14 protein-coding genes and 1 pseudogene are annotated in these 19,788 nt (G+C 68.9%); 12 read left to right on the top strand and 3 right to left on the bottom strand.

The window, feature by feature from the left end:
- Positions 1-98: 98 nt before the first annotated feature.
- The 10 genes from DTS01S_RS11815 to DTS01S_RS11770 all read left to right on the top strand — a co-directional run bounded on the left by DTS01S_RS11815 (position 99) and on the right by DTS01S_RS11770 (position 14,476).
- Positions 99-2,330, top strand: a complete 2,232-nt coding sequence (locus DTS01S_RS11815; protein ID WP_061287764.1) for a hypothetical protein — start codon at positions 99-101, stop codon at positions 2,328-2,330.
- A gap of 42 nt (positions 2,331-2,372) precedes the next feature.
- Positions 2,373-4,094, top strand: a complete 1,722-nt coding sequence (locus DTS01S_RS11810) for a glycosyl transferase family protein (protein ID WP_016452413.1) — start codon at positions 2,373-2,375, stop codon at positions 4,092-4,094.
- The gene (locus tag DTS01S_RS11805) at positions 4,091-6,958 is read left to right on the top strand and encodes an NfrA family protein (protein WP_017404547.1); all 2,868 of its coding nucleotides are present in this window, start codon (positions 4,091-4,093) and stop codon (positions 6,956-6,958) included. Before DTS01S_RS11810 ends, DTS01S_RS11805 begins: the two co-directional genes overlap by 4 nt.
- A gap of 54 nt (positions 6,959-7,012) precedes the next feature.
- On the top strand, positions 7,013-8,059 hold the full coding sequence (locus DTS01S_RS11800; RefSeq protein ID WP_017404548.1) for an alginate O-acetyltransferase AlgX-related protein: 1,047 nt from the start codon (positions 7,013-7,015) through the stop codon (positions 8,057-8,059).
- Between the two features lie 3 nt (positions 8,060-8,062).
- Positions 8,063-9,196, top strand: a complete 1,134-nt coding sequence (locus tag DTS01S_RS11795; RefSeq protein ID WP_017404549.1) for an alginate O-acetyltransferase AlgX-related protein — start codon at positions 8,063-8,065, stop codon at positions 9,194-9,196.
- 13 nt (positions 9,197-9,209) lie between these two features.
- Positions 9,210-10,790: an MBOAT family O-acyltransferase gene (locus tag DTS01S_RS11790; RefSeq protein WP_016452417.1), complete on the top strand. Its 1,581-nt coding sequence runs from the start codon at positions 9,210-9,212 to the stop codon at positions 10,788-10,790.
- Between the two features lie 22 nt (positions 10,791-10,812).
- Positions 10,813-11,052, top strand: coding sequence for an acyl carrier protein (locus tag DTS01S_RS11785; RefSeq protein ID WP_016449889.1), 240 nt, complete (start codon positions 10,813-10,815; stop codon positions 11,050-11,052).
- Between the two features lie 69 nt (positions 11,053-11,121).
- Positions 11,122-12,606 (top strand): AMP-binding protein, encoded by a 1,485-nt coding sequence (locus DTS01S_RS11780; RefSeq protein ID WP_061287763.1) that lies wholly within the window; start codon positions 11,122-11,124, stop codon positions 12,604-12,606.
- Entirely contained in the window at positions 12,603-13,304 is a 702-nt protein-coding gene (locus DTS01S_RS11775) for an alginate O-acetyltransferase AlgF (protein WP_061287762.1), read from the top strand. The genes DTS01S_RS11780 and DTS01S_RS11775 overlap by 4 nt, the downstream gene beginning before the upstream one ends.
- Positions 13,305-13,330: 26 nt before the next feature.
- The gene (locus DTS01S_RS11770; protein ID WP_016452419.1) at positions 13,331-14,476 is read left to right on the top strand and encodes an acyl-CoA dehydrogenase family protein; all 1,146 of its coding nucleotides are present in this window, start codon (positions 13,331-13,333) and stop codon (positions 14,474-14,476) included.
- Positions 14,477-14,492: 16 nt separating this feature from the next.
- Here the strand turns inward: DTS01S_RS11770 and DTS01S_RS11765 are convergent, their stop codons facing one another.
- The 3 genes and pseudogenes from DTS01S_RS11765 to DTS01S_RS30450 form a co-directional block, all read right to left on the bottom strand.
- A complete protein-coding gene (locus DTS01S_RS11765) occupies positions 14,493-15,467 on the bottom strand; it encodes a DUF4434 domain-containing protein (RefSeq protein WP_061287761.1) in 975 nt (324 codons plus the stop codon).
- A 135-nt stretch (positions 15,468-15,602) separates the two neighbouring features.
- Complete coding sequence (locus tag DTS01S_RS11760) at positions 15,603-16,700, bottom strand: porin (RefSeq protein ID WP_061287760.1); 1,098 nt, start codon at positions 16,698-16,700, stop codon at positions 15,603-15,605.
- A 44-nt stretch (positions 16,701-16,744) separates the two neighbouring features.
- Positions 16,745-16,894, bottom strand: a pseudogene (locus tag DTS01S_RS30450) (myo-inosose-2 dehydratase); the annotation flags it as partial.
- Positions 16,895-17,156: 262 nt separating this feature from the next.
- Here DTS01S_RS30450 and DTS01S_RS11755 point away from each other — a divergent pair.
- Both DTS01S_RS11755 and DTS01S_RS11750 read left to right on the top strand, forming a co-directional pair.
- Positions 17,157-18,143, top strand: a complete 987-nt coding sequence (locus tag DTS01S_RS11755) for a sugar ABC transporter substrate-binding protein (RefSeq protein ID WP_016452423.1) — start codon at positions 17,157-17,159, stop codon at positions 18,141-18,143.
- Between the two features lie 73 nt (positions 18,144-18,216).
- Positions 18,217-19,767: a sugar ABC transporter ATP-binding protein gene (locus DTS01S_RS11750; RefSeq protein WP_034364969.1), complete on the top strand. Its 1,551-nt coding sequence runs from the start codon at positions 18,217-18,219 to the stop codon at positions 19,765-19,767.
- Positions 19,768-19,788 lie beyond the last annotated feature (21 nt).

Below are 19,788 nucleotides of genomic sequence, written 5' to 3'. Positions count from 1 at the left end.
GGCCGCCAGTCCCAACGCAACGGCAGCCGCCCTGCAGCAACTGAACGTGTCACGAATCGCGTCACGAACCGAGCACCGAAGTGAAAAAGAGGCCCCCCATGCAACCGACCATCCACCGCCATTCGTTTTCCCGCACCGGGGCCCGCTGGGCGCTGGGTTCGCTGCTGGGCCTGGGCGCCCTGTTCGCCCAGACGGCATCCGCCTCGGCGCTGGGTGACGCCATACGGCAGCTGGGCGCCAGCGACGGGCTGCAGCGCAGCGTCACGCTCAAGGAGCTGGGCATTGTCGACCCGGTCGTGCTGGCCGGCACGGCCACCCAGGACTTCTACCTGCCCGTGCCGCGCGGCCTGCCTCTGGGCGATGCCAGCATCGCCTTCGATGGCCGCTACCTGAAGGGAGAGCCGGGGACCTCGACCGTGGTGATCTCGCTCAACGGTACGCCGGCCGTATCCCAGACCGTGCCGGACGGCGAAGGCACGCTGCAGCGCAACCTGCCCGTGGCCCAGCCTGCGCGCGCCAGCGACTTCGTGCGCCTGGGCGTGAACTGGCGCAACCGCAACAACAGCCAGCAGCGCTGCGACGAAAACCACTCCCTCGCCAACTCGCTGACCATCTCGCCGCAGACACGCCTGAGCTACCGCGTGGACCCGCGCGATGTGCGCACCATCGAGGATGTCTGGAACACCCTGCCCGTGCGCACCACCGTGCTGGTGTCGGGCAGGCAGCTGGAGCAGGCCTCGTTCGACAGCGCCTGGCGCATCGGCGCCAGCCTGCAGCGCAACAACAGGCGCATGCAGGTACGGGCCCTTCCTGCCGTGGGCGAGGTGATCGACCTGCGCGGCCTGGAGGTTCCCGCCGCCCTGGCCGGCGTGCCCGCCTTTGCCGCGCTGCGGGGCGCCGAGCCTCAGCACAAGCTGGCCAGTGACGCCGAACTGGGCGCGCTGCTCATGCTGGGGGCCGCCCAGGTCAGCGGCGACATCGTGGTGGCCGACAAGGCACTGCAGCAGCGCCTGACCGCCGCCTTCGCGGCCCTGCAGGCCCAGCTGGCGGCCGACCCCGATGCGGGCCAGGCGCTGCAGCAATGGCGTGCCCGCCGCGCGCCGCTGGCCAGCGAGGCGCTGGCCTCGCAGCAACTGCGAGCCTTGCCCATGGGCCGCCAGATGGTGCTGGCCGTGGCCTCCGATGCGGGTGCGCGCGTGGCCGGCCTGCAGGAGGCCGCCCTGCAGCGCCTGCTGGTCAGCGACAACGTGACGGTGGCTGCGGCCCAGCCCCCGCAATGGGACGAGGCCAAGGGCATACGCCTGTCCAGCCTGGGCGGCAGCCCCGACAGCTTCGACGTGCTGTCGCGCGGCGAGTGGACGATGAACTTCCCGCTGAGTGCCGTCGCCTCGCAGGGCCGGATGCCGGGCGAGATCACGCTGTACGTGGCCGCAGCCCCCGGCGCCTCGGCCACGCGCCCCGTGGCCACGCTGTTCTGGAACGGCATGCTGCTGTCGGCCCGCCAGCTGGAGGCCAACGGCCAGCCCGAGCGCCTGCGCGCCCGCGTGCCCGGCTACGCGCTGGGCATCAACAACACCTTGCGCGTGTCGGTGCAGCGCCAGCCCTACTCGGCCGACTGCAACGAGATTCCCCAGCCCTATCCCGCCAGCGTGCTGCCGGCCATCAGCTATGTGACGCCCGGCAAGGCCGAGCCCAACGGCAGCTTCATCGGCCTGCTGCCCCTGCTGGGCGCCAGGTCGCAGCTGCTGGTGCCTGCCAGCTACCTGTCGGCCGCGCCGGCCGCGCTGGAGCGCATGGCCAACCTGGCAGCCGCCAGCGGCCTGTCGGCCTCGCAGGCCGAGCTGGTCGTGGCCCAGGCCGATGCGCCCGCCAAGCCTTCCATGCCCTTCGTGGCCATGGAGGTGCCGGTGGACGGCGCCAAGCCCCTGGTGACGGTCACGGACGGTCAGCAGCTGCGCATTCGCGGCAAGTCGCTGGACTGGCTGGACATCAAGGGGCTGAAACAGCTGTCCTCGGCCGAAGTCGTCACTGCCGGCGGCCAGCAGGGCGTGCTGTGGCGTGCCATCGGCGAGTGGACTGGCGGCCTGGGCGAGCCCTTCCTGCTCAATCGCGGCAACATCGCCGTGATCGGCGGTGACGGCCCGCTGGCCTGGGTCGACAGCAGCAACCCCGATGCCGGCATTCCGTCCGGTCCGCGCGAAGGCGCCTTCCACGAATGGCGCAACTTCCTGTCCTGGAGCGTGCCCGGCATCGCCATTGCGCTGGTCGTGGTGGTGCTGCTGGTGCTGCTGGCCTGGGCGGTGGCGCGCAGCAAGCAGCCCAGGCACTGAGCCGGGCCCGAGCCACGATGACGACGGCATGAGGCGATCACCATGATCTCTTCCCTCTACTGGCCCTACCTGGTGGCCGACTACTACCACGCGCTGGAGATCACCAGCGCCGTGGTGGCCGTCATCATCCTGCTGTCCAGCATCGATGACCTGTTCATCGATGCCTGGTACTGGGTGCGCGAGGCCTGGCGCGCGCTGACCGTCAAGCGCCGCTACCAGCCGCTCAAGGCACAGCAGTTGCAGGAGGTCGAGGAAAAGCCGCTGGCCATCATGGTGCCGGCCTGGCTGGAGTACGACGTGATCGCGCCCATGCTCGAGAGCATGGTGGGCACGCTGGACTACAAGAACTACATGATCTTCGTGGGCACCTACCGCAACGACGAGCGCACCAAGAACGAGGTGGAGCGCATGCGCCGGCGCTACCGCCAGCTGGTCCGCGTGGAGGTGCCGCATGACGGCCCCACCTGCAAGGCCGACTGCCTCAACTGGATCGTGCAGGCCATCTTCCAGCAGAACACGCTGCAGCCCGAGCCCTTTGCCGGCCTGATCCTGCACGACAGCGAAGACGTGCTGCACCCGCTGGAACTCAAGTACTACAACTACCTGCTGCCGCGCATGGACTTCATCCAGCTGCCCGTGACCTCGCTGGAGCGCGAGTGGTACGAACTGGTGGCCGGCACCTACATGGACGAATTCGCCGAATGGCACACCAAGGACCTGGTGGTGCGCGAGAGCATGTCGCACATGGTGCCCTCGGCCGGCGTGGGCACCTGCTTTTCGCGCAAGGCGATGGAGGAACTGGCCGCCGAGACCCACAACCAGCCCTTCAACACCGACACGCTGACCGAGGACTACGACATCGGCGCGCGGCTGGCGCGCCGGGGCATGAAGCAGATCTTCGGCAAATTCCCCGTGGACTACGTGATACGGCGCAAGCCGCTGTTCGGGCTGGGCAAGGAAAAGGTGTCCACGCTGACCATGCCGCTGGGCATACGCGAGTTCTTTCCCAACACCTTCAAGACCGCCTACCGGCAAAAGGCGCGCTGGACGCTGGGCATCGGCCTGCAGGGCTGGAGCCAGGTCGGCTGGGCCGGGCCGCTGTCCACCAAGTACCTGCTGTTCCGCGACCGCAAGGGGCTGGTGACCTCCTTCGTGGCCATCCTGGCCTATCTGCTGCTGCTGAACTTCCTGGTCTTCCTGCTGGCCGACCACATGGGCTGGTGGACGGTCTACTACCCCTCCCTGTTCGCCCCCAATGGCTGGCTGGTGACGCTGATGAGCATCAACGTCGTCGCCCTGCTGCTGCGCGTGGTGCAGCGCGCATGGTTCGTCTCGCGCCTGTACGGCTGGGAGCACGCCTTGCTGTCCGTCCCGCGCATGGTGATCGGCAATTTCATCAATGCCATGGCAGCGGCGCGCGCCTGGAAGCTGTTCATCGTCCACCTGGTCACGGGCAAGCGCCTGGCCTGGGACAAGACCATGCACGACTTCCCCTCCACAGACCAGTTGGTGCACCAGCGCCAGCGCCTGGGCGAGCTGCTGCTGTCCTGGCAGGCCATCGACGAAACCCGGCTGGCCAGCGCGCTGGAGATCCAGCGGCGCGAACGCCGCCCGCTGGGCGCCATCCTCATGGAGCAAGGCTGGCTCGACGAGGCCACGCTGCGCGAGGCCATCAGCTTCCAGCAGGGGGAGCCCACCGATCCCCCGGCACATCCCGGCTTGGCCGCAACAGGCAATCCAAGCACACCAAGGGCCGGCATATGAAGCGTCTCGCACCCCTCGTTCGCCCACTCACCCTGGCCGCCCTGCTGGGCGCCGGCTGGAACGCGCCGCCGGCCTGGCCGCAGGCCGCAGCAGCCGTCAAGGCCGAGGCGCCGCTCAGGGGCCGCGCATGGCAGCTGGCCAACCAGGCCTATGCCCATTACCAGGCCGGCCGCTTTGCGCGGGCCGCCAGCGCCGCCGCATCGGCCATACAGCTGCGTCCCGACCTGTTGCGCCTGCGCATGCTGCTGATCTACTCGCTGCAAAGGCAGGGCAAGAACGAGGAAGCGCTCAAGGCCATCGCCTCGGCCCGCGCCGCCGGGATGGACGAGGCCACGCTGCAGCAGGCCGAGACGAATGTGCGCGCGGCTGCGGCAGGCGGGGCCGCCGCAGGTGGCGGCGCGGCCACGGCCTCCGAGGCCTACAACAAGGCCTTTCCCATCGCCACCGAGGCCTACGCCGACTACAACGCCAGGAACTACGCAGACAGCGCGCGCAAGGCCGAGCAGGCCTTTCGCCTGGACCCCACGCAAGGCCAATGGGCATTGCTGTGGATTGGTGCGCTGGAAGCCCAGGACCAGCTGGGCGCCGCCATCGAGGCCGCAGATGCCGCCCTGGCCCTGGAGCCCCCCAACAAAAGCGACTTGGTGGCCAAGCGCCAGACCCTGCGCCGCAGCCAGGCCGTGCTGCCCGCGCAAAAGGCCTACCAGGCGCTGATCGCCAACAACCCGGCGCAGGCCGTGCCCTTTGCACGCGAGGCCGTGGCGCTGGCGCCGGGAACGGCATCGCACCGCTTGCTGCTGATCACCTCGCTCATGCTGGCCGAGCAGCTGCCCGACGCGGAAAAGGCTGCCGACGAGGCACTGGCGCAGGACAACGAGGACACGGCCGCCCTGGGCATGCGCGGCTACATACGCCAGCGCCAGGGCAAGACCACGCTGGCCAACGAGGACTTCGACGACGTGCTCAAGCAGAATTGGCTGGACGAAAAGCAATCGGCCAACCTGCGCCTGATCGCGGCCGACGCAGCCCTGGCTGCGGGCGACGCGGCACGCGCCCGCGCGCTGCTGGCGCCCATGCCGGCGCAGGATGAATCCGTGGCCCGCCGCCTCAAGCAAGCCGATGGACTGCGCCCGGGCCGCGACACGCCCATGGTGGCCGATACGCGCGGTGCCTCGCAGACCCTGGCCATGGCCGACTACCCGCCGCCGCTGCAGGACTGCCGCGACACGCCCTACGGAACGGTCTGCGAGCTGCAGCCCTCCGATGCCCAGGGCGCAGGCGGCCCCAGCGCCCAGGCCTATGCGGCCTACGCGCGCCAGGACTACAAGGCCGCCATCGAACATGCGCAAACGGCCGTGGAGCAGGACCCCGACAACGAGCAGCTGCAAAAGCTGCTGACCACCACGCTGGCCGCAGGCAACCGCGACCAGCAGGGCCAGGCCCTGCTGCGGCTGGACAAGTCCCTGTCCCTCACCCCCAACGACGCCCAGCTGCTGATGCAGCGCGGCTACCTGTACTCGCGCCAGGAAGAGCCGGCCAAGGCGCTGCAGGATTTTCGTGCCGCCCGCGCCACGGGCGAGGCGCCTGCGGGCGCCATGCTGGACGAGGGCTATGCCCTGGCCGGCACCGGCGACAGCCGGGGCGCCGTGCGCACCTTCAAGCAAGCCATCGACCTGGACGATGCCGGCACCGCCAAGCTGACGCCGGGCCAGCGCGAGAACGCGCGCAGCGCCGTCTCCGGCTACTCGCGCGAATGGGGCGCCATCGTCTCCCTGGGCTACCGGGGCGCGCGGCCGGCGGGGCGTGCATTCTCGGACGGCATCCTCACCCAGGCCGGCGACGCCGTCTTCGGCACGGCCGAGGCCTACTGGCGCCCGTCCAACTTCCTCAACTCATCGACGCGCATCTTCGATGTCTACGGACGGCTGGGCAGCACCTTGCATGACGGGGGCGGCACCACGCTGGGCCAAAGCGCCATCGACCCCTGCACGGGCCTGCCCATCAATGTGCAGGCAGGCGACAACCGCGGCATCTCGGGCCTGCCCACCACCACGGGCTCGCTGGGCATGCGCTTCACGCCGTCCACCAAGTACGCGCTGACCTTTGGCATAGAGCGCCAGTTCAACATCGGCTCCGCCACGCGCTCGGGCTTCATCACGCCTGAATCGCCCCAGCTGCGCTGCCTGATGAGCGGGCGCGATCCGCTCAACCCCACGGGCCCGGCACTGGGCAATCCCATCTCGGCCAAGTACAGCGCGGGCGCGGGCCAGGGCGGCTGGCTGGCCTATGTCACCCACGGCTTCTACGAAGGCACGGGCCGGCGCACGGACCGCTCCAGCTGGTTCACCATGGAAGGCTACAGCCAGGCCGGCTATGCCAACCAGAGCATGGCCTCGCGCTTCACGCTGACAGACCAGACCAATGGCGCCGTGGTGGGCGACGGCTCGGGGCGCTACAAGCGCGAGCAATGGTTCTTCTCCACCGAGGCCCGCATCGGGCGCAGCTTCCGCGCCGACGGCATCAACCAGGGCCTGGTGATCTTCCCGTTCGGCGTGGTCGCGGCCGACTGGATCAAACAGAGGAACCGCGTGCAAGTGCGTTCCCTGCAGGCCGCCCCTGGCGCCACGCCCACCGCAGCCCAATTGGCCGCCCAGCAGGGACAGACCCTGGCCCTGCAAGGCAATGGCAGCAGCTGGTCGGCCAGCGCCGGCGTGGGCATCAGCCTGCGCCAATGGTTCCGCGAAAGCCACTACAGCACGGCCCAGTCCTATCTGGACTGGTCCATGCAGTACCGCTTCAACATCGGCGGCGGCCAGGCCGACCGCGCCAAGGGCCTGTTCATGACGCTGACGCTGTCCTATTGAAAGCCCCGCCCCGCCGCCGCCACCACACAGACAAGAGAAAAGGAGAAAGCTCCCATGGATTCGACCAAGCAAGCACCCCGCCCCGCCCTGCACGGACTGCGCTCGGGCATGGCGCGCGCCGCACGCGGGCTGGCCGGCTGCGCCCTGGTGCTGGGCGCGCTGGCAGCGCAGGGAACGGCACAGGCACAGGCACAGGCACAGGACAGCTCCTCCATCGTTCTCAGGGGCAAGGACGGCTGGCTGTTTCCGGGCTGGGGCAGCCTGACCCAGGTGGACCGCGCCGGCATCACGGAATCCACGCGGCTGATCACCGAGGCGCGCAACCTGCTGGCCGCGCGCGGCGTGAAGCTGCAGGTGCTGCTGCTGCCCGACAAGGTGCGCTTCTACGCTGACAAAATGCCCGATGGCAAGGCCATGAGCGCCGATGTCCAGGGCCGCTACAAGCAGGTGCTGCAGGCGCTGCAGGGCGCAGGCATTCCCAGCTTCGACGACGAGGCCGTGCTGCGCACCGTGCGCGACAGCGGCAAGGACGTGTTCTACCGCACCGACCAGCACTGGACCCAGGCGGCGGCCGACGCCACGGCCGAAGCCACGGCCCGCATGGTCCAGGGCGAGGTGCCCCAGCTGGCGGGCCGCGCCGGCAGCGGCCTGGCCCTGGGCGACACCGTCACCGAGCGCCGCTATGGCGACCTGGCCGAGCTCTTTCTCACCGCCGAAGAGCGCAAGCAGGTGGGCCGCGAGGTCTATACCGTGCGCCGCCAGGCCCCCGCCAAGGGCCTGCTCGACGACGAGCCCGCGCCCGTCCATGTGACGGGCCACAGCATGGTCCAGCCCTACTTCGGCTTTCCGCAAAAGCTCTCCAACCTGCTGGACCGCCCGGTCTCGCTGAACTGGAAGCCCGGCAACGTGGGCCAGTGGACCATGCTGCTGGAGTACCTGGAGTCGCCGGCCTTCAAGTCCCACAAGCCCCAGGTGCTGGTGTGGCAGATGTTCGAGCCCACCTACAGCTACGGCCCCAACGCGGCCGGCCAGTGGGACAACGCCTCCCTCATGCCCAGCGCCACCTGGCTGGAGCGGCTGCGCGCCGCACTCAAGGGCTGACCCGTGGACCAAGCCGCGCACGACCTGCAAACCGACAAGGGCCACCGGCGCAATGCCTGGATCTGGGGCGCCCTGCTGCTGTCGGGCCTGGCCTGGGGTGGCTGGTCGCTGGCCCGCCACGGCCCCAAGGCCGGCGAGCTGCAGCTGTCGGCCTGGCTCGATGGCCGCGCGGGCACGGCGCTGAACAAGGGCCTGCGCCTGCCCGCCCAGTCTTCGCTGGAGACGGGCCAGGCCGCGCTGCGCTATCGCCTGCTGGGCGATACGGGCGCGCAGGTGGCCCTGGGCTGCCCGCAATGGATGTTCTACCGCGACGGCCTGCGGCCCCAGCCCGGGGTAGGCGCAGCACCCTTCGAGGCGCGCCAGCGCCTGCTGCGCCACTGGACACGGCAGTTGCAGGACAAGGGCATTGCCACCCTGGTGGTGGCCGTGCCCGACAAGTCGCGCATCGAGGCCGACCACCTGTGCGGCCTGCCCGTGGCCCCCGTGATGCTGCAGCGCCTGGACCTGTGGCAGCAGCGCCTGCAGGCCGACGGCATTGCCTTTGCCGACCTGCGCCCCGCCCTGCAGGCCCAGGAGCAGACGCAGCCCGTGTTCTTTCGCACCGACGTGCACATGAACGCCGAGGGCGCACGCGCCGCCGCCCTGGCCGTGGCCCGGGCCGCGCTGCCGCTGCTGGGCGGGCAGCGCGGCAGCCAGGCCTTCGAGGAGTCTGCACCCGGGCCGCTGCAGCCCTTGCCCGGCGACCTGCTGGCCCTGGCCGGCCTGGCCGACGCACCGGCAGGCTGGCGCCCGCAGCGCGACGAAATACGCCCCCAGGCCATCACCCCCGTGCGCGGCGGCGGCCTGCTGGACGAGACGCCGCCCGTGCAGGTGCTGCTGGCCGGCAGCTCCAACGGCCTGCGCAGCAATTTCGCGCCACAGCTGGGCCGCGCGCTGGGCCATGAAGTCTGGAACCTCAGCATGGATGGCGGCCAGTTCAGCGGCGCCATGGTGTCCGCCCTCAAGCGCCGCGCCTCCTGGCCGGCCAGCCTGCGGCTGGTGATCTGGGAGTTCTCGGAAAACACCTTGTCCCTGCCCCTGACGGACGATGAAAAAGCGGCGCTCAAGGAGCTGGACGCCGCCTCCCCGCCTGCGTGAAACCGCCCGCTACATGCTGTTCAACTCCTATCTTTTCCTGCTGCTGTTCCTGCCCATCGCGCTGGCGGGCCACTACCTGGCCGGCGCCATCAGCCTGCGGCTGGCCGCGTTCTGGCTGTGCCTGACGTCCTTCGTCTTCTATGGCTGGTGGAATCCGCAGTTCGTCGCCCTGCTGGCCCTGTCCATTGCCTTCAACTACGTGGTGAGCCGGCTGATCCTGCGCTTTGCCGGCCATGCGCGGCTGCAGGGGCTGGTGACTGCGCTGGGCGTGGGCGCGGACCTGGCGGCACTGTTCCACTACAAGTACTTCGCCACCCTGTTCAACTTCCTGGGCGAATGGGGGCTGACGCAGGGCGGCATGCACGAGCTGATCCTGCCCCTGGGCATCTCGTTCTTCACCTTCACCCAGATCGGCTACCTGCTGGACTGCCGCTCGGGCATCGTCAAGGAACGCAGCCTGCTCAGCTACGTGCTGTTCGTCACCTTCTTCCCGCACCTGATTGCCGGGCCCATCCTGCACCACAAGGAAATGATGCCGCAGTTCGCGCAGCCGGATAACTACCGGTTCCGCGCGGACAACCTGTCCATCGGGGGCACGCTGTTCGTGATCGGCCTGGCCAAGAAGGTGCTGCTGGCCGACGAGATCGCACCCTATGCGGACGCCGGCTTCGCCGCGCCCGGCGAGCTGCAGTTCTGGGCCGCCTGGGGCGCCAGCCTCAGCTACGCGCTGCAGCTGTACTTCGACTTCTCGGGTTATTCGGACATGGCCCTGGGCCTGGCGCGCATGTTCGGCATCCGTTTCCCGCTGAACTTCAACTCGCCCTACAAGGCCGGCAGCATCATCGACTTCTGGGCGCGCTGGCACATGACGCTGACGCGCTACCTCACGGCCTACCTGTACTACCCCGTGGCCATGGCCATCTCGCGCGCACGCGAAAAGCGCGGGCTGTCCGTGGGATCGAGCGCCGCGCGCACGCCGGGCGGCTTTGCGGCCACCATCGTCGTGCCCACGCTGTTCACCATGGGGCTGGCGGGCATCTGGCACGGCGCCGGCCTGCAGTACGTGATCTTCGGCCTGCTGCATGCCTTCTACCTGTCGGTCAACCATGCCTGGCGCATCTTCGTGGTCAGCCGCAAGCCGGCCGCCGCCCGCAAATCGGGCCGGGGCGTGCAGGCGCTGTGCGTTGTCATCACCTTCATCGCCGTGCTCATCGCCCAGACCTTCTTCCGCGCCCACGGCGTGGGCGACGCCATGCTGCTGCTCAAGGGCATGGCCGGCCTGCGCGGCGTGGAGGCGCTGGAGTCGCTGTCCCACGTCCAGGGACTGGCACTGGGCGATGCCATCCGCCTGGCCATAGGCCACCATATGCAGCTGGCCCTGGTGCTGCTGCTGCTGGCCATTGCCTGGTTCACGCCCAATGCCCACCAGATCCTGGGCCGCTTCTCGCCCGCCATGTTCAAGGTGCAGGAGGCGCCCCGGGCCTGGATGCGCTGGCGCCCCAGCGCGGGCTGGACGGCCGTGACCCTGGTCCTGCTCTTCCTGTGCCTGGTCAACCTGCACAAGGAAACCCGCTTCCTGTATTTCCAGTTCTGAAACGCCTGTTGGAGAAAAAAGCATGTCCCACAATGACATCGAAACCAAGATTGCCCAGATCATCGGAGCCATCATCCTGACCTCGGTCGAGCCCGATACGCTGCTGCTCGAATCGGGCCTGGTGGACTCGCTGTCCGCCGTGGACGTGGCCCTGGCCATCGAGAAGGAATTCGGCGTCAAGATACCGCCATCGGAGATCGACCTGCACCTGGAGTCCGTGCAAACGCTGGCGCAGTACGTGGCCGAGCAGCGCAAGGCGTGATGAGACGCCGGCACTGTCGGCCCGGCCTGCGCAGCCATCCCCATCCATCCACCGCCGCAAGGAGCCCGCATGCGATTCAGTTTTGACCGCTTCGACTTCATCGAGCCCGACGCCGGCACGCAGCGGCCGGCCGTCATCGATGCCGCCGGCACGCTGGACTGGCAGCAACTGGCCCAGGCCGTGGCGCAATGGGAGCAGCAGGCGCTGGCGCGCGGCGCTCGCCGCGACGAGCCGCTGCTGATCACGGGGCACAAGGAGACGGCCTTTCTCGTGGCCATCCTCGGCTGCCTGCGCCTGGGCGTGCCCTTTGTCCCCGTGGACGTGATCAACCCGGCCGAGCGCATGGCGCGCATCGCCACGCTGGTGCAGGCCGGCCTGCGCTACGACGCGCAGGCCCGCAGCTTTGTGGACACCGGCATCGCCGCGCAGCCGCTGCAGGAAAAATCGCTGGCCTACATCATGTTCACCTCGGGCAGCACGGGCGATCCCAAGGGCGTGCAGATCGGGCGCGAGAGCATGGGCCTGTTCGCCGGCTGGATACGCGACTGCCTGGCCCTGGGCGAGGCGCCGGTGTTCATGGACCAGATGCTGTTCAGCTTCGACTTTTCGCTGTTCAACTGGATGGGCGCCCTGGTCACGGGCGGTGCCTGCGTGCTGTGCGCGCGCGAGACCATTGCCGACCGCCAGGCCTTTGCCGCCTACCTGGCGCGCACCCATGTGAACGTCTGGGCATCCACGCCCTCCTTCGTGCGCCAGCAGCTGCTGGATGCCGACTTCGACCAGCAGCACCTGCCCGACCTGCGCGTCTTCGTCTTCGGCGCCGAATCGCTCACGCCCACCGTGGCCGAGGCGCTGTGGAGCCGCTTTCCCCAGGCGCGCATCATCAACTCCTACGGCCCCACCGAGGCCACCTGCTCCACCACCTGGGTGGAGATCGACCCCGCGCTGCGCCAGCGCGCGCCGCTGCCCTTTCCCATCGGCCGGGCCAAGCCCTATGCCGATGTGTTCCTGGACGAAGGCGAGATCTGCGTGGCCGGCGACCACGTGATGCGCGGCTACCTCAACCGCCCCGACCTGCACGCCACACGCATGTTCATGCGCAACGGCAAGCGAGGCTACCGCACGGGCGACCTGGGCGAGATCGACGGCGAGGGCCTGGTCACCTTCCACGGCCGGCGCGACGACCAGATCAAGATGCACGGCTACCGCATCGAGCTGGCCGAGGTCGATGCCGTGCTGGCCACCCTGCCCGGCGTGCGCGCAGGCGCGGCGGTGGCGCTCAAGCGGCCCGATGGCTTCATCGTGCGCATGATCGGCTTCGTGGACCTGGACCGCAGCGGCCCGCCCGGCATGCACCCCCTGCCCGAAGACCTGGCCGGATGGCGCGAACTGCTGGCCCAGCGCGTGCCGCCCTACATGATTCCGTCGGAACTGCTGGCCTGCCATGGCTTTCCGCTGACCCAGACCGACAAGGCCGACCGCAAGCAACTGGAGCGCATGTACCTCGACTCGCGCATGCGCCCCGCCCAATCAAACAAGGATCTGCAGGCATGACTTCCGTTTTTTCCGCTGTGAGGCGCCAAGCACTGTTCACCCTGGCCGGGCTGGCGGCCCTGTCCTGCCTGCCTGCAGCGCATGCCGAAGGCACGCTGGCCCAGCTGTACGCCGCGCGCCCCCCCGCAGGCTCGTCCTTCGTGCGCGTGGTCCACCCCGACGCGGGCAGCCTGCGCGTGAAGATCGCCGACGGCCCCGAGCAGACGCTGTCCGGCAGCAAGCCGGCCAGCAGCTACGCCATCGTCAAGGGCGACACGCTCTTTGCCATCCAGCTGGACGGCAAGAGCGCCGGCAGCATGAAGGTGGCGCCGGGCAGCTTCACCACCCTGGTGCCGCAGCGCCAGGGCAAGAACGCGGCCACGCGCTTCACGGCCATCGACGACTCCGGCGGCAGCCAGGACGCGCTCAAGGCCGAGCTGCGTTTCTACAACCTCACCACGGACTGCCCCCAGGGCAGCCTGGAGGTCGCGCCCGCGGGCACGCCCCTGTTTACGGGCGTGGCGCCGGCTGCATCGGCCAGCCGCTCCATCAACCCGGTCAGCGCCCAGCTCAGTGCCAGCTGCGCCAAGGCCGTCAGCGCGCCGCTGGCACTGCCCCAGCTGCAGCCCGGCGACCACTACAGCCTGTTCATGACGGGTACGGCCGCCTCCCCCGTGCTGCGCGGCCAGGCCAGCGCCACCGACACCTATCGCCCCTGACCCAGCCCAAGGAGACCGACACAGACATGCGCACCCGCTCCGTATTGCGTGAAGACCACCTGCTGTTCAAGGAACAGGTGGACCGATTCGTGGCCACCGAGATCCTGCCCCACATCAATGACTGGGAGGCAGAGGGCATCACGCCGCGCGCCCTGTGGCGCAAGGCTGGCGACAGCGGCCTGCTCAATTGCGACCTGCCCCCGCCCTACGGCCAGGGCGGGGACTTCGGCCACGCGGCCGTGGTCATCGAGGCGCTGGCGCGTGCCAACTGCCTGGGCATCGGCTTTTCCATCCACTCCGACATGGTGGCGCCCTATCTCTGGAACTTCGGCACGCAGGTGCAGAAGGACCGCTGGCTGCCGCGCATGGCCACGGGCGAGCTGATCGGCGCCATCGCGCTGACCGAGCCCGGCGCGGGCAGCGACCTCAAGGCCGTGCGCACGCGCGCCCGCCGCAAGAGCGAGAGTGAAGGCGGCGGCTACGTGCTCAACGGCCAGAAGACCTTCATCACCAACGGCGTCAACGCCGGCCTGATGGTGGTGCTGGCCAGCACCGAGCCCGACCTGGGCGCGCGCGGCCTGTCGCTGTTCGTGGTGGAAGAAGGCATGAAGGGCCTGGGCAAGGGCCCGGCGCTGCGCAAGATAGGCCAGCACAGCCAGGACACCTGCGAGCTGTTCTTCGACGAGCTGCACCTGCCGGCCGACCACCTGCTGGGGCGCGAGAACGCAGCCTTCGAGCATGTGACCCAGGAGCTGGCGCAGGAGCGGCTGGCGATCGCGCTGCGTGCGGCGGCCTCCACCGAAGGCATGCTGGACGAGGCTGCCGAGTTCGTGCGCAACCGCAAGGTCTTCGGGCGCCGCGTGCTCGACTACCAGAACACCCGCTTCAAGTTCGCCGACGCCCTGGCCAGGACCACCATGCTGCGCGTCTTCCTGGACGACTGCCTGGCCCAGCACATGGAAGGCTCGCTGGACTCCGTCACCGCCGCCATGGCCAAGCTCAACGCCACCGAGCTGCAGGGCCAGGTGCTGGACGAGCTGCTGCAGCTGCACGGCGGCTACGGCTACATGGCGGAATACGGCATCGGCCGTGCCTGGGCCGATGCAAGGGCACTGCGCATCTTCGGCGGAAGCAGCGAGATCCTGCGAGAGATCATCGCCAAGCGCTTCTGACCCGGCCGCCTGCCGCTCAGCGCGCGGCGGATTTCCACCCGCGCAGCAGTTGCCGGGCTTCGGGCGTGTCGTTCAGCACCCAGGGATCGATGGCGAAGGCAACGACGCGCTGGGCGCCGTAGTCGCGGGCCACGTCCCATTGGCGACGCACGCGCTCGAAGCTGGCCGTGCGCGCCTGGAAGTCCGAGCCATCGGGCCGCGCGGGCGGCAGTTGCTCGAACAGCTCCACGATGAGATCGAACGGCGCCCTGCGCTCGAGCAGCATCTGCTGCAGCGGCGCCAGCGCCTCGTAGTTGCCCAGGCCCGCCACGCCCACGCCGTCCTGCACCATGGGGCGCAGGGACACGCGGTCCAGCAGGATGCTCCACAGCGTGGGCAGGCTGCCCAGGGTCTGCAGCTGGCTGAAATAGGTGGAGATGCCGGGCACCTGGCCGGATGTGGCCGCTGCCGCCTGGGCCAGCGGTTGCAGCGCGCTCACCAGCAGCTCGATGCGCTCGGGCGCGGCCCAGTGGTACTGCTCCAGCTCGTAGGGGATGTACCAGCCGCGAAAGGCCGCATGGCGCGGCCAGGTGCTGGCGTACATGTGGCTGGCGCCCAGCTCGGCGATATGCACCAGGTAGGGCGCAGGGCCTGCGGCGTTGTCAAGGCTGATCTGCTTCCACCAGCGCTCGTCATAGGGCAGGCCCAGGTGCACGCCCATGCCCAGTTCGGTGCAGATGTCCAGCAGGTCGGCGATCTGCGCGTCGGCCAGCATCCAGCTGTCCGCCTCGGTATCGCCCAGCAGGCCGCTCCATTGCACGAACAGCTCGCGGCAGCCCAGCGCCTGGGTGGCGGCCAGGCGCTGGCGCCATTGGTCGCGCGGCATCTCCAGATGGCTGCGCCACGGCTGCAGGAAACTGCCCGACACGGGCGCCGAGGCCGCACAACCGACCAGCGAGGCACAGGCGGCGGCCACGCCGGCGCCGAGGAATTCGCGTCTGGACAAATGCATGTTGGGGACGGCCGCAAGGCTGCGTGAAGGCAAGCGCCAAGAATACAGCCAAGCGGCATCGCCCCGCCCCAAGGGGGCCGGCCCAGCGGGGGTTGACCCGGCCGGGCTGAGGGTTGATGCGCGGCAAAGGCGGCTTCAGAACGAGTGCACGACGCCCGCGTAAAGCCCCTGCTGGCCGGAGCCGGGCAGCGGCTTGCCGCTGTTGGCCTCCACCGAGAACGAGGCTGTGCCCCCGTTGGAGAGGGTGCCGACCGTGCCATACAGCATGGTGCGCCGGGAAAGATGGTAATTGGCACCCAGGCTCAGCAGGCTGGCGCCGCCGCCACTGCGGTTGGCGCGGTAGGCGCCGCCCACCAGCACCAGCGCCGGCGTGGCCTGGTAGTTGGCGCCCATCCAGTAGGTCTGCTGCCTGCGGGCGCCTGCCGGGTTGTCGGCTTCGGCCACCGTCAGCGCACCTGACCGGATCTGGCTGTAGCCCGTGAACAGCTTCAGGCCGCCCACGCGGTAGGTTGCGCCCACCGTGTAAAGGCGCGATGCCGTGTAGAGCGAACTGAACGCGCCGTTGCCGTCGCGGATTTCTTCGTAGAAGGCCTTGAGCACCAGCGGCCCCTGCTCATAGCCCACGCTGGCGGCGGCCTGGCGCCAGGCCCGGGAACGGCCCGCCTCCCCGTTCAGCCCCAGCTGGGTGCGAAACGAGAGCCCGCCCCAGGCAGGCGACTGGTAGCTGATGGCATTGGGGCGCGACCCCCAGGTCCGGTTGCCCTGCAGCGTGCCCGCGCCCATGGCCTGCAGGCCCATGGGGTCCAGCGCCCAGACCTCGCCGTCCGGAATGCCCATGGCCCGGCCCAGCAGCAGCGTGCCGTACGTCTGGCTTCGCAGGCCGACCACCGCATAGCGGCTGAAGAAGCTGTCGCCCACCGTGCCATCGTCGGCGGAGAACTGGCTTTCGAGATGGAAGACGGCGCTCAGGCCGCCACCCAGGTCCTCGGCCCCGCGCATCCCCCACCAGGTCGCGCCCCATTGCCCGGCGTGCCGGAGTTGATCGGAAGACCGGCCCGGCCCCCCGGCAATGCGGTTCATATAGTCGACACCGCTGACGATGCGCCCATACAGCGTGACGCTGCCTTGCGCCGCGGCCAGACTGGCTGCGCCGGCCAGCGCCGCAGCGCACAGGCAAGGTAGGGTGGCCCGGGCCGCAGGGCCCCACAGGGCGTGGTGGATTGCAGATGTCATGACGTTGTCCTCCCTTGGTTTTCATGCCTCGATGCCGGATGGCCTCAGGCGCCCAGCCGCTCCACGAGCGCGCGCAGCGTCTCGTAGCCCTTTTTCGCGTATGCGTAGCCGGGCGCGATGGCGGGGTCCTGCTCGGCCTCGACCACCAGCCAGCCCTGGTAGCCGGCATCCCTGAGCGTGCGCAGCACCGCCTCGGACCAGCGCCTGGCTGACGGTCAATCTCACAGTGCTTGTCATGGCTTGCCTTGTCTCCGATGTCCGCCGTTCAGAACATGGTCAAAAGATTAAAACTATTGGAAATTATTTTCCTTAGGTGTAATCACTTAGAAATTAACTTCCAAAATTTCACGGCGCGGAACTACAGTTCCCCTCACGGTCCGGTGCAATCCGGTGTGTGGCGAGTCCATGCGAGGCCTGCATGCGCCCCGCTGCCGCTCAGGAACAAGGAGACGAGGGATGAGTAAAAGACACCTGCTGGCTGCCATTGCCGCAGCCCTTCTGGCCGCCCTGCCGTTGCATGGCCAGGCTCAGGCTCAGGCTCAGCCACGGGCAGCGCAGGCCCAGGCCCCGGTGCAGCCCCTCAGGATCGGCGTGGCGATGGCGCTGTTTGACGACACGGGCCTGACCATCCTGCGCAACGGCATCGTCGATGCAGCGAAAAAGCACGGAGCCGGCGTGCAGATCGAGGACGCCAGCAACGACGTGGGCAAGCAGCTGAGCCAGATCCAGAACATGATTGCCCAGCGGGCCGACGCCATCATCGTCAACCCGGTCGATACCGACGCCACGCCCAAGATCACCCGCATGGTGAGCGCCGCCCGGATTCCGCTGGTCTACGTGAACCGCCAGCCCGTGGATTTCGACAAGCTGCCCGCAGGCACTGCCGTGGTCGCGTCCGACGAAAAGCTGTCGGGCACGCTACAGGCCCGCCAGGTCTGCAAGCTGCTGGGCGGCCGGGGCGACCTGCTGGTGCTGATGGGCGAGCTGTCCAACGATTCGGCGCGCGTTCGCACCCGCGACATCGAGGAAGTGCTGGCGACCCGCGAGTGCGCAGGCATGAAGATCCTGGACAAGCGCGAAGGCAAATGGAGCCGCACGCAGGGCCAGGACATCACCATGAACTGGCTGAGTTCGGGCATGAAGTTCGACGCCATCCTCGCCAACAACGACGAGATGGCGATAGGCGCCATCAACGCGCTGAAGTCGGCCAGGAAATGGACGCCCGACATGATCGTGGCCGGCATAGACGCCACGCCGGACGGGCTGGCGTCCATGAAGAACGGCGACCTCAAGGTCTCCGTCTTCCAGAACCTGGCGGGCCAGGGCGCCAATGCCGTCGATGCCGCCCTGCGCCTGGCCGGCAAGCAGGCCGTGGAGCGCTTCGTGAACGTGCCCTTCGAACTGGTCACGCCCGAGAACATGGACCAGTACGCCAGGCCTTGAGCCGGCCTCGCCTGGTCCGCGTCGCCCCGTCACCCCCGCCACCTCTTCACAACCTGTCCTCCAAGGAATGCCCATGCCCACCGTCTCGCCGGGCAGGCCGCAGGCCGCCCCCTGGCCTGCAGCTTCCCCATCCCCTGCTGGCGACTGGCTTCTGGAAGTGCGTGGCGTGGGCAAGTCGTTTCCCGGCGTCGTGGCACTGGCCGATGTGCAGCTGCGCGTGCGCAGCGCCAGCGTGCATGCGCTGATGGGCGAGAACGGCGCCGGCAAATCCACGCTGATGAAGATCATTGCCGGCATGCATGCGCCCGACCAGGGCGAGATCCGCCTCAGGGGCAGGCCCGTCACGCTGCACGGCCCGCTGGATGCGCTGCAGCAGGGCATTGCCATGATCCACCAGGAGCTGAACCTCATGCCCGGCATGAGCGTGGCCGAGAACATCTGGATTGGCCGCGAGCCGCTCAACCGCCTCGGCCTGGTCGACCACCGCCAGCTGCGCCAGCGCACGCAGGCGCTGTTCGACCGGCTGGCCATCGGCATCGATCCCGGGGCCGAGGTGCGCACGCTGACCGTGGCCAGCCGCCAGATGGTGGAGATCGCCAAGGCCGTGTCCTTCGACTCCGAGGTGCTGATCATGGACGAGCCCACCTCCGCGCTCACCGACAGGGAGGTGGAGCACCTGTTTCGCATCATCGGCCACCTGCGCAGCCAGGGCAAAGGCATCGTCTACATCACGCACAAGATGAACGAGCTGTTCGAGATCGCCGACGAGTTCTCGGTGTTCCGTGATGGCCGCTACATAGGCACGCATGCGGCCGCCGACGTCACGCGCGACGACATCATCCGCATGATGGTGGGGCGCGAGATCACACAGATGTTCCCCAAGCAGGACGTGGCCCTGGGCGACGTGGTGCTGTCCGTGGACGGGCTGGGCGTGCAGGGCGTGTTCAGCGGTCTGTGCTTCGAGCTGCGCGCCGGGGAAATCCTGGGCGTGGCCGGCCTCGTGGGCTCCGGGCGCTCCAATCTGGCCGAGGCGCTGTTCGGCGTGGTGCCCGCCACCAGCGGCGAGATCCGCATCGACGGCCGGCCGGTGAAGATCGACTCGCCCGCGCAGGCCATGCGGCACGGCATGGCCTTTCTCACCGAGGACCGCAAGGACACCGGCTGCTTCACGGGCCTGGACCTGCAGGCCAACATGGAGATGGCGGTGCTGAGCAGCCGCCATGTGAAGTGCGGCTTCGTCGAGCGGGCTGCGCTGCGCCGCGACTGCGAGCACATGGCGCGCACGCTGCGCATCAAGTCGCCCGGCCTGCATGAACAGATACAGAACCTGTCGGGCGGCAACCAGCAAAAGCTGCTGATCGGCCGCTGGCTGCTGACGCGGCCCCGCATCCTCATCCTCGACGAGCCCACGCGCGGCATCGATGTCGGCGCCAAGGCCGAGATCCACCGCCTTGTCGGCACGCTGGCCGCCGAGGGCGCGGCCGTGCTGATGATTTCCTCGGAGATGCCCGAAGTGCTGGGCATGAGCGACCGCATCCTGGTCATGCATGAGGGACGCATGACGGGCATCGTCGAGCGCAGGGACGCAGACCAGGTACGGATCATGGAACTGGCTTCCCGCTGAGCCGGGGACCCCAAGCGGAGA

Source organism: Delftia tsuruhatensis NBRC 16741 (assembly GCF_001571325.1).
GTDB classification, from domain to species: domain Bacteria; phylum Pseudomonadota; class Gammaproteobacteria; order Burkholderiales; family Burkholderiaceae_C; genus Comamonas; species Comamonas tsuruhatensis.
The sequence above is the reverse complement of the archived record's forward strand: the minus strand, read 5'-3'. Positions and strand labels throughout refer to the sequence as shown.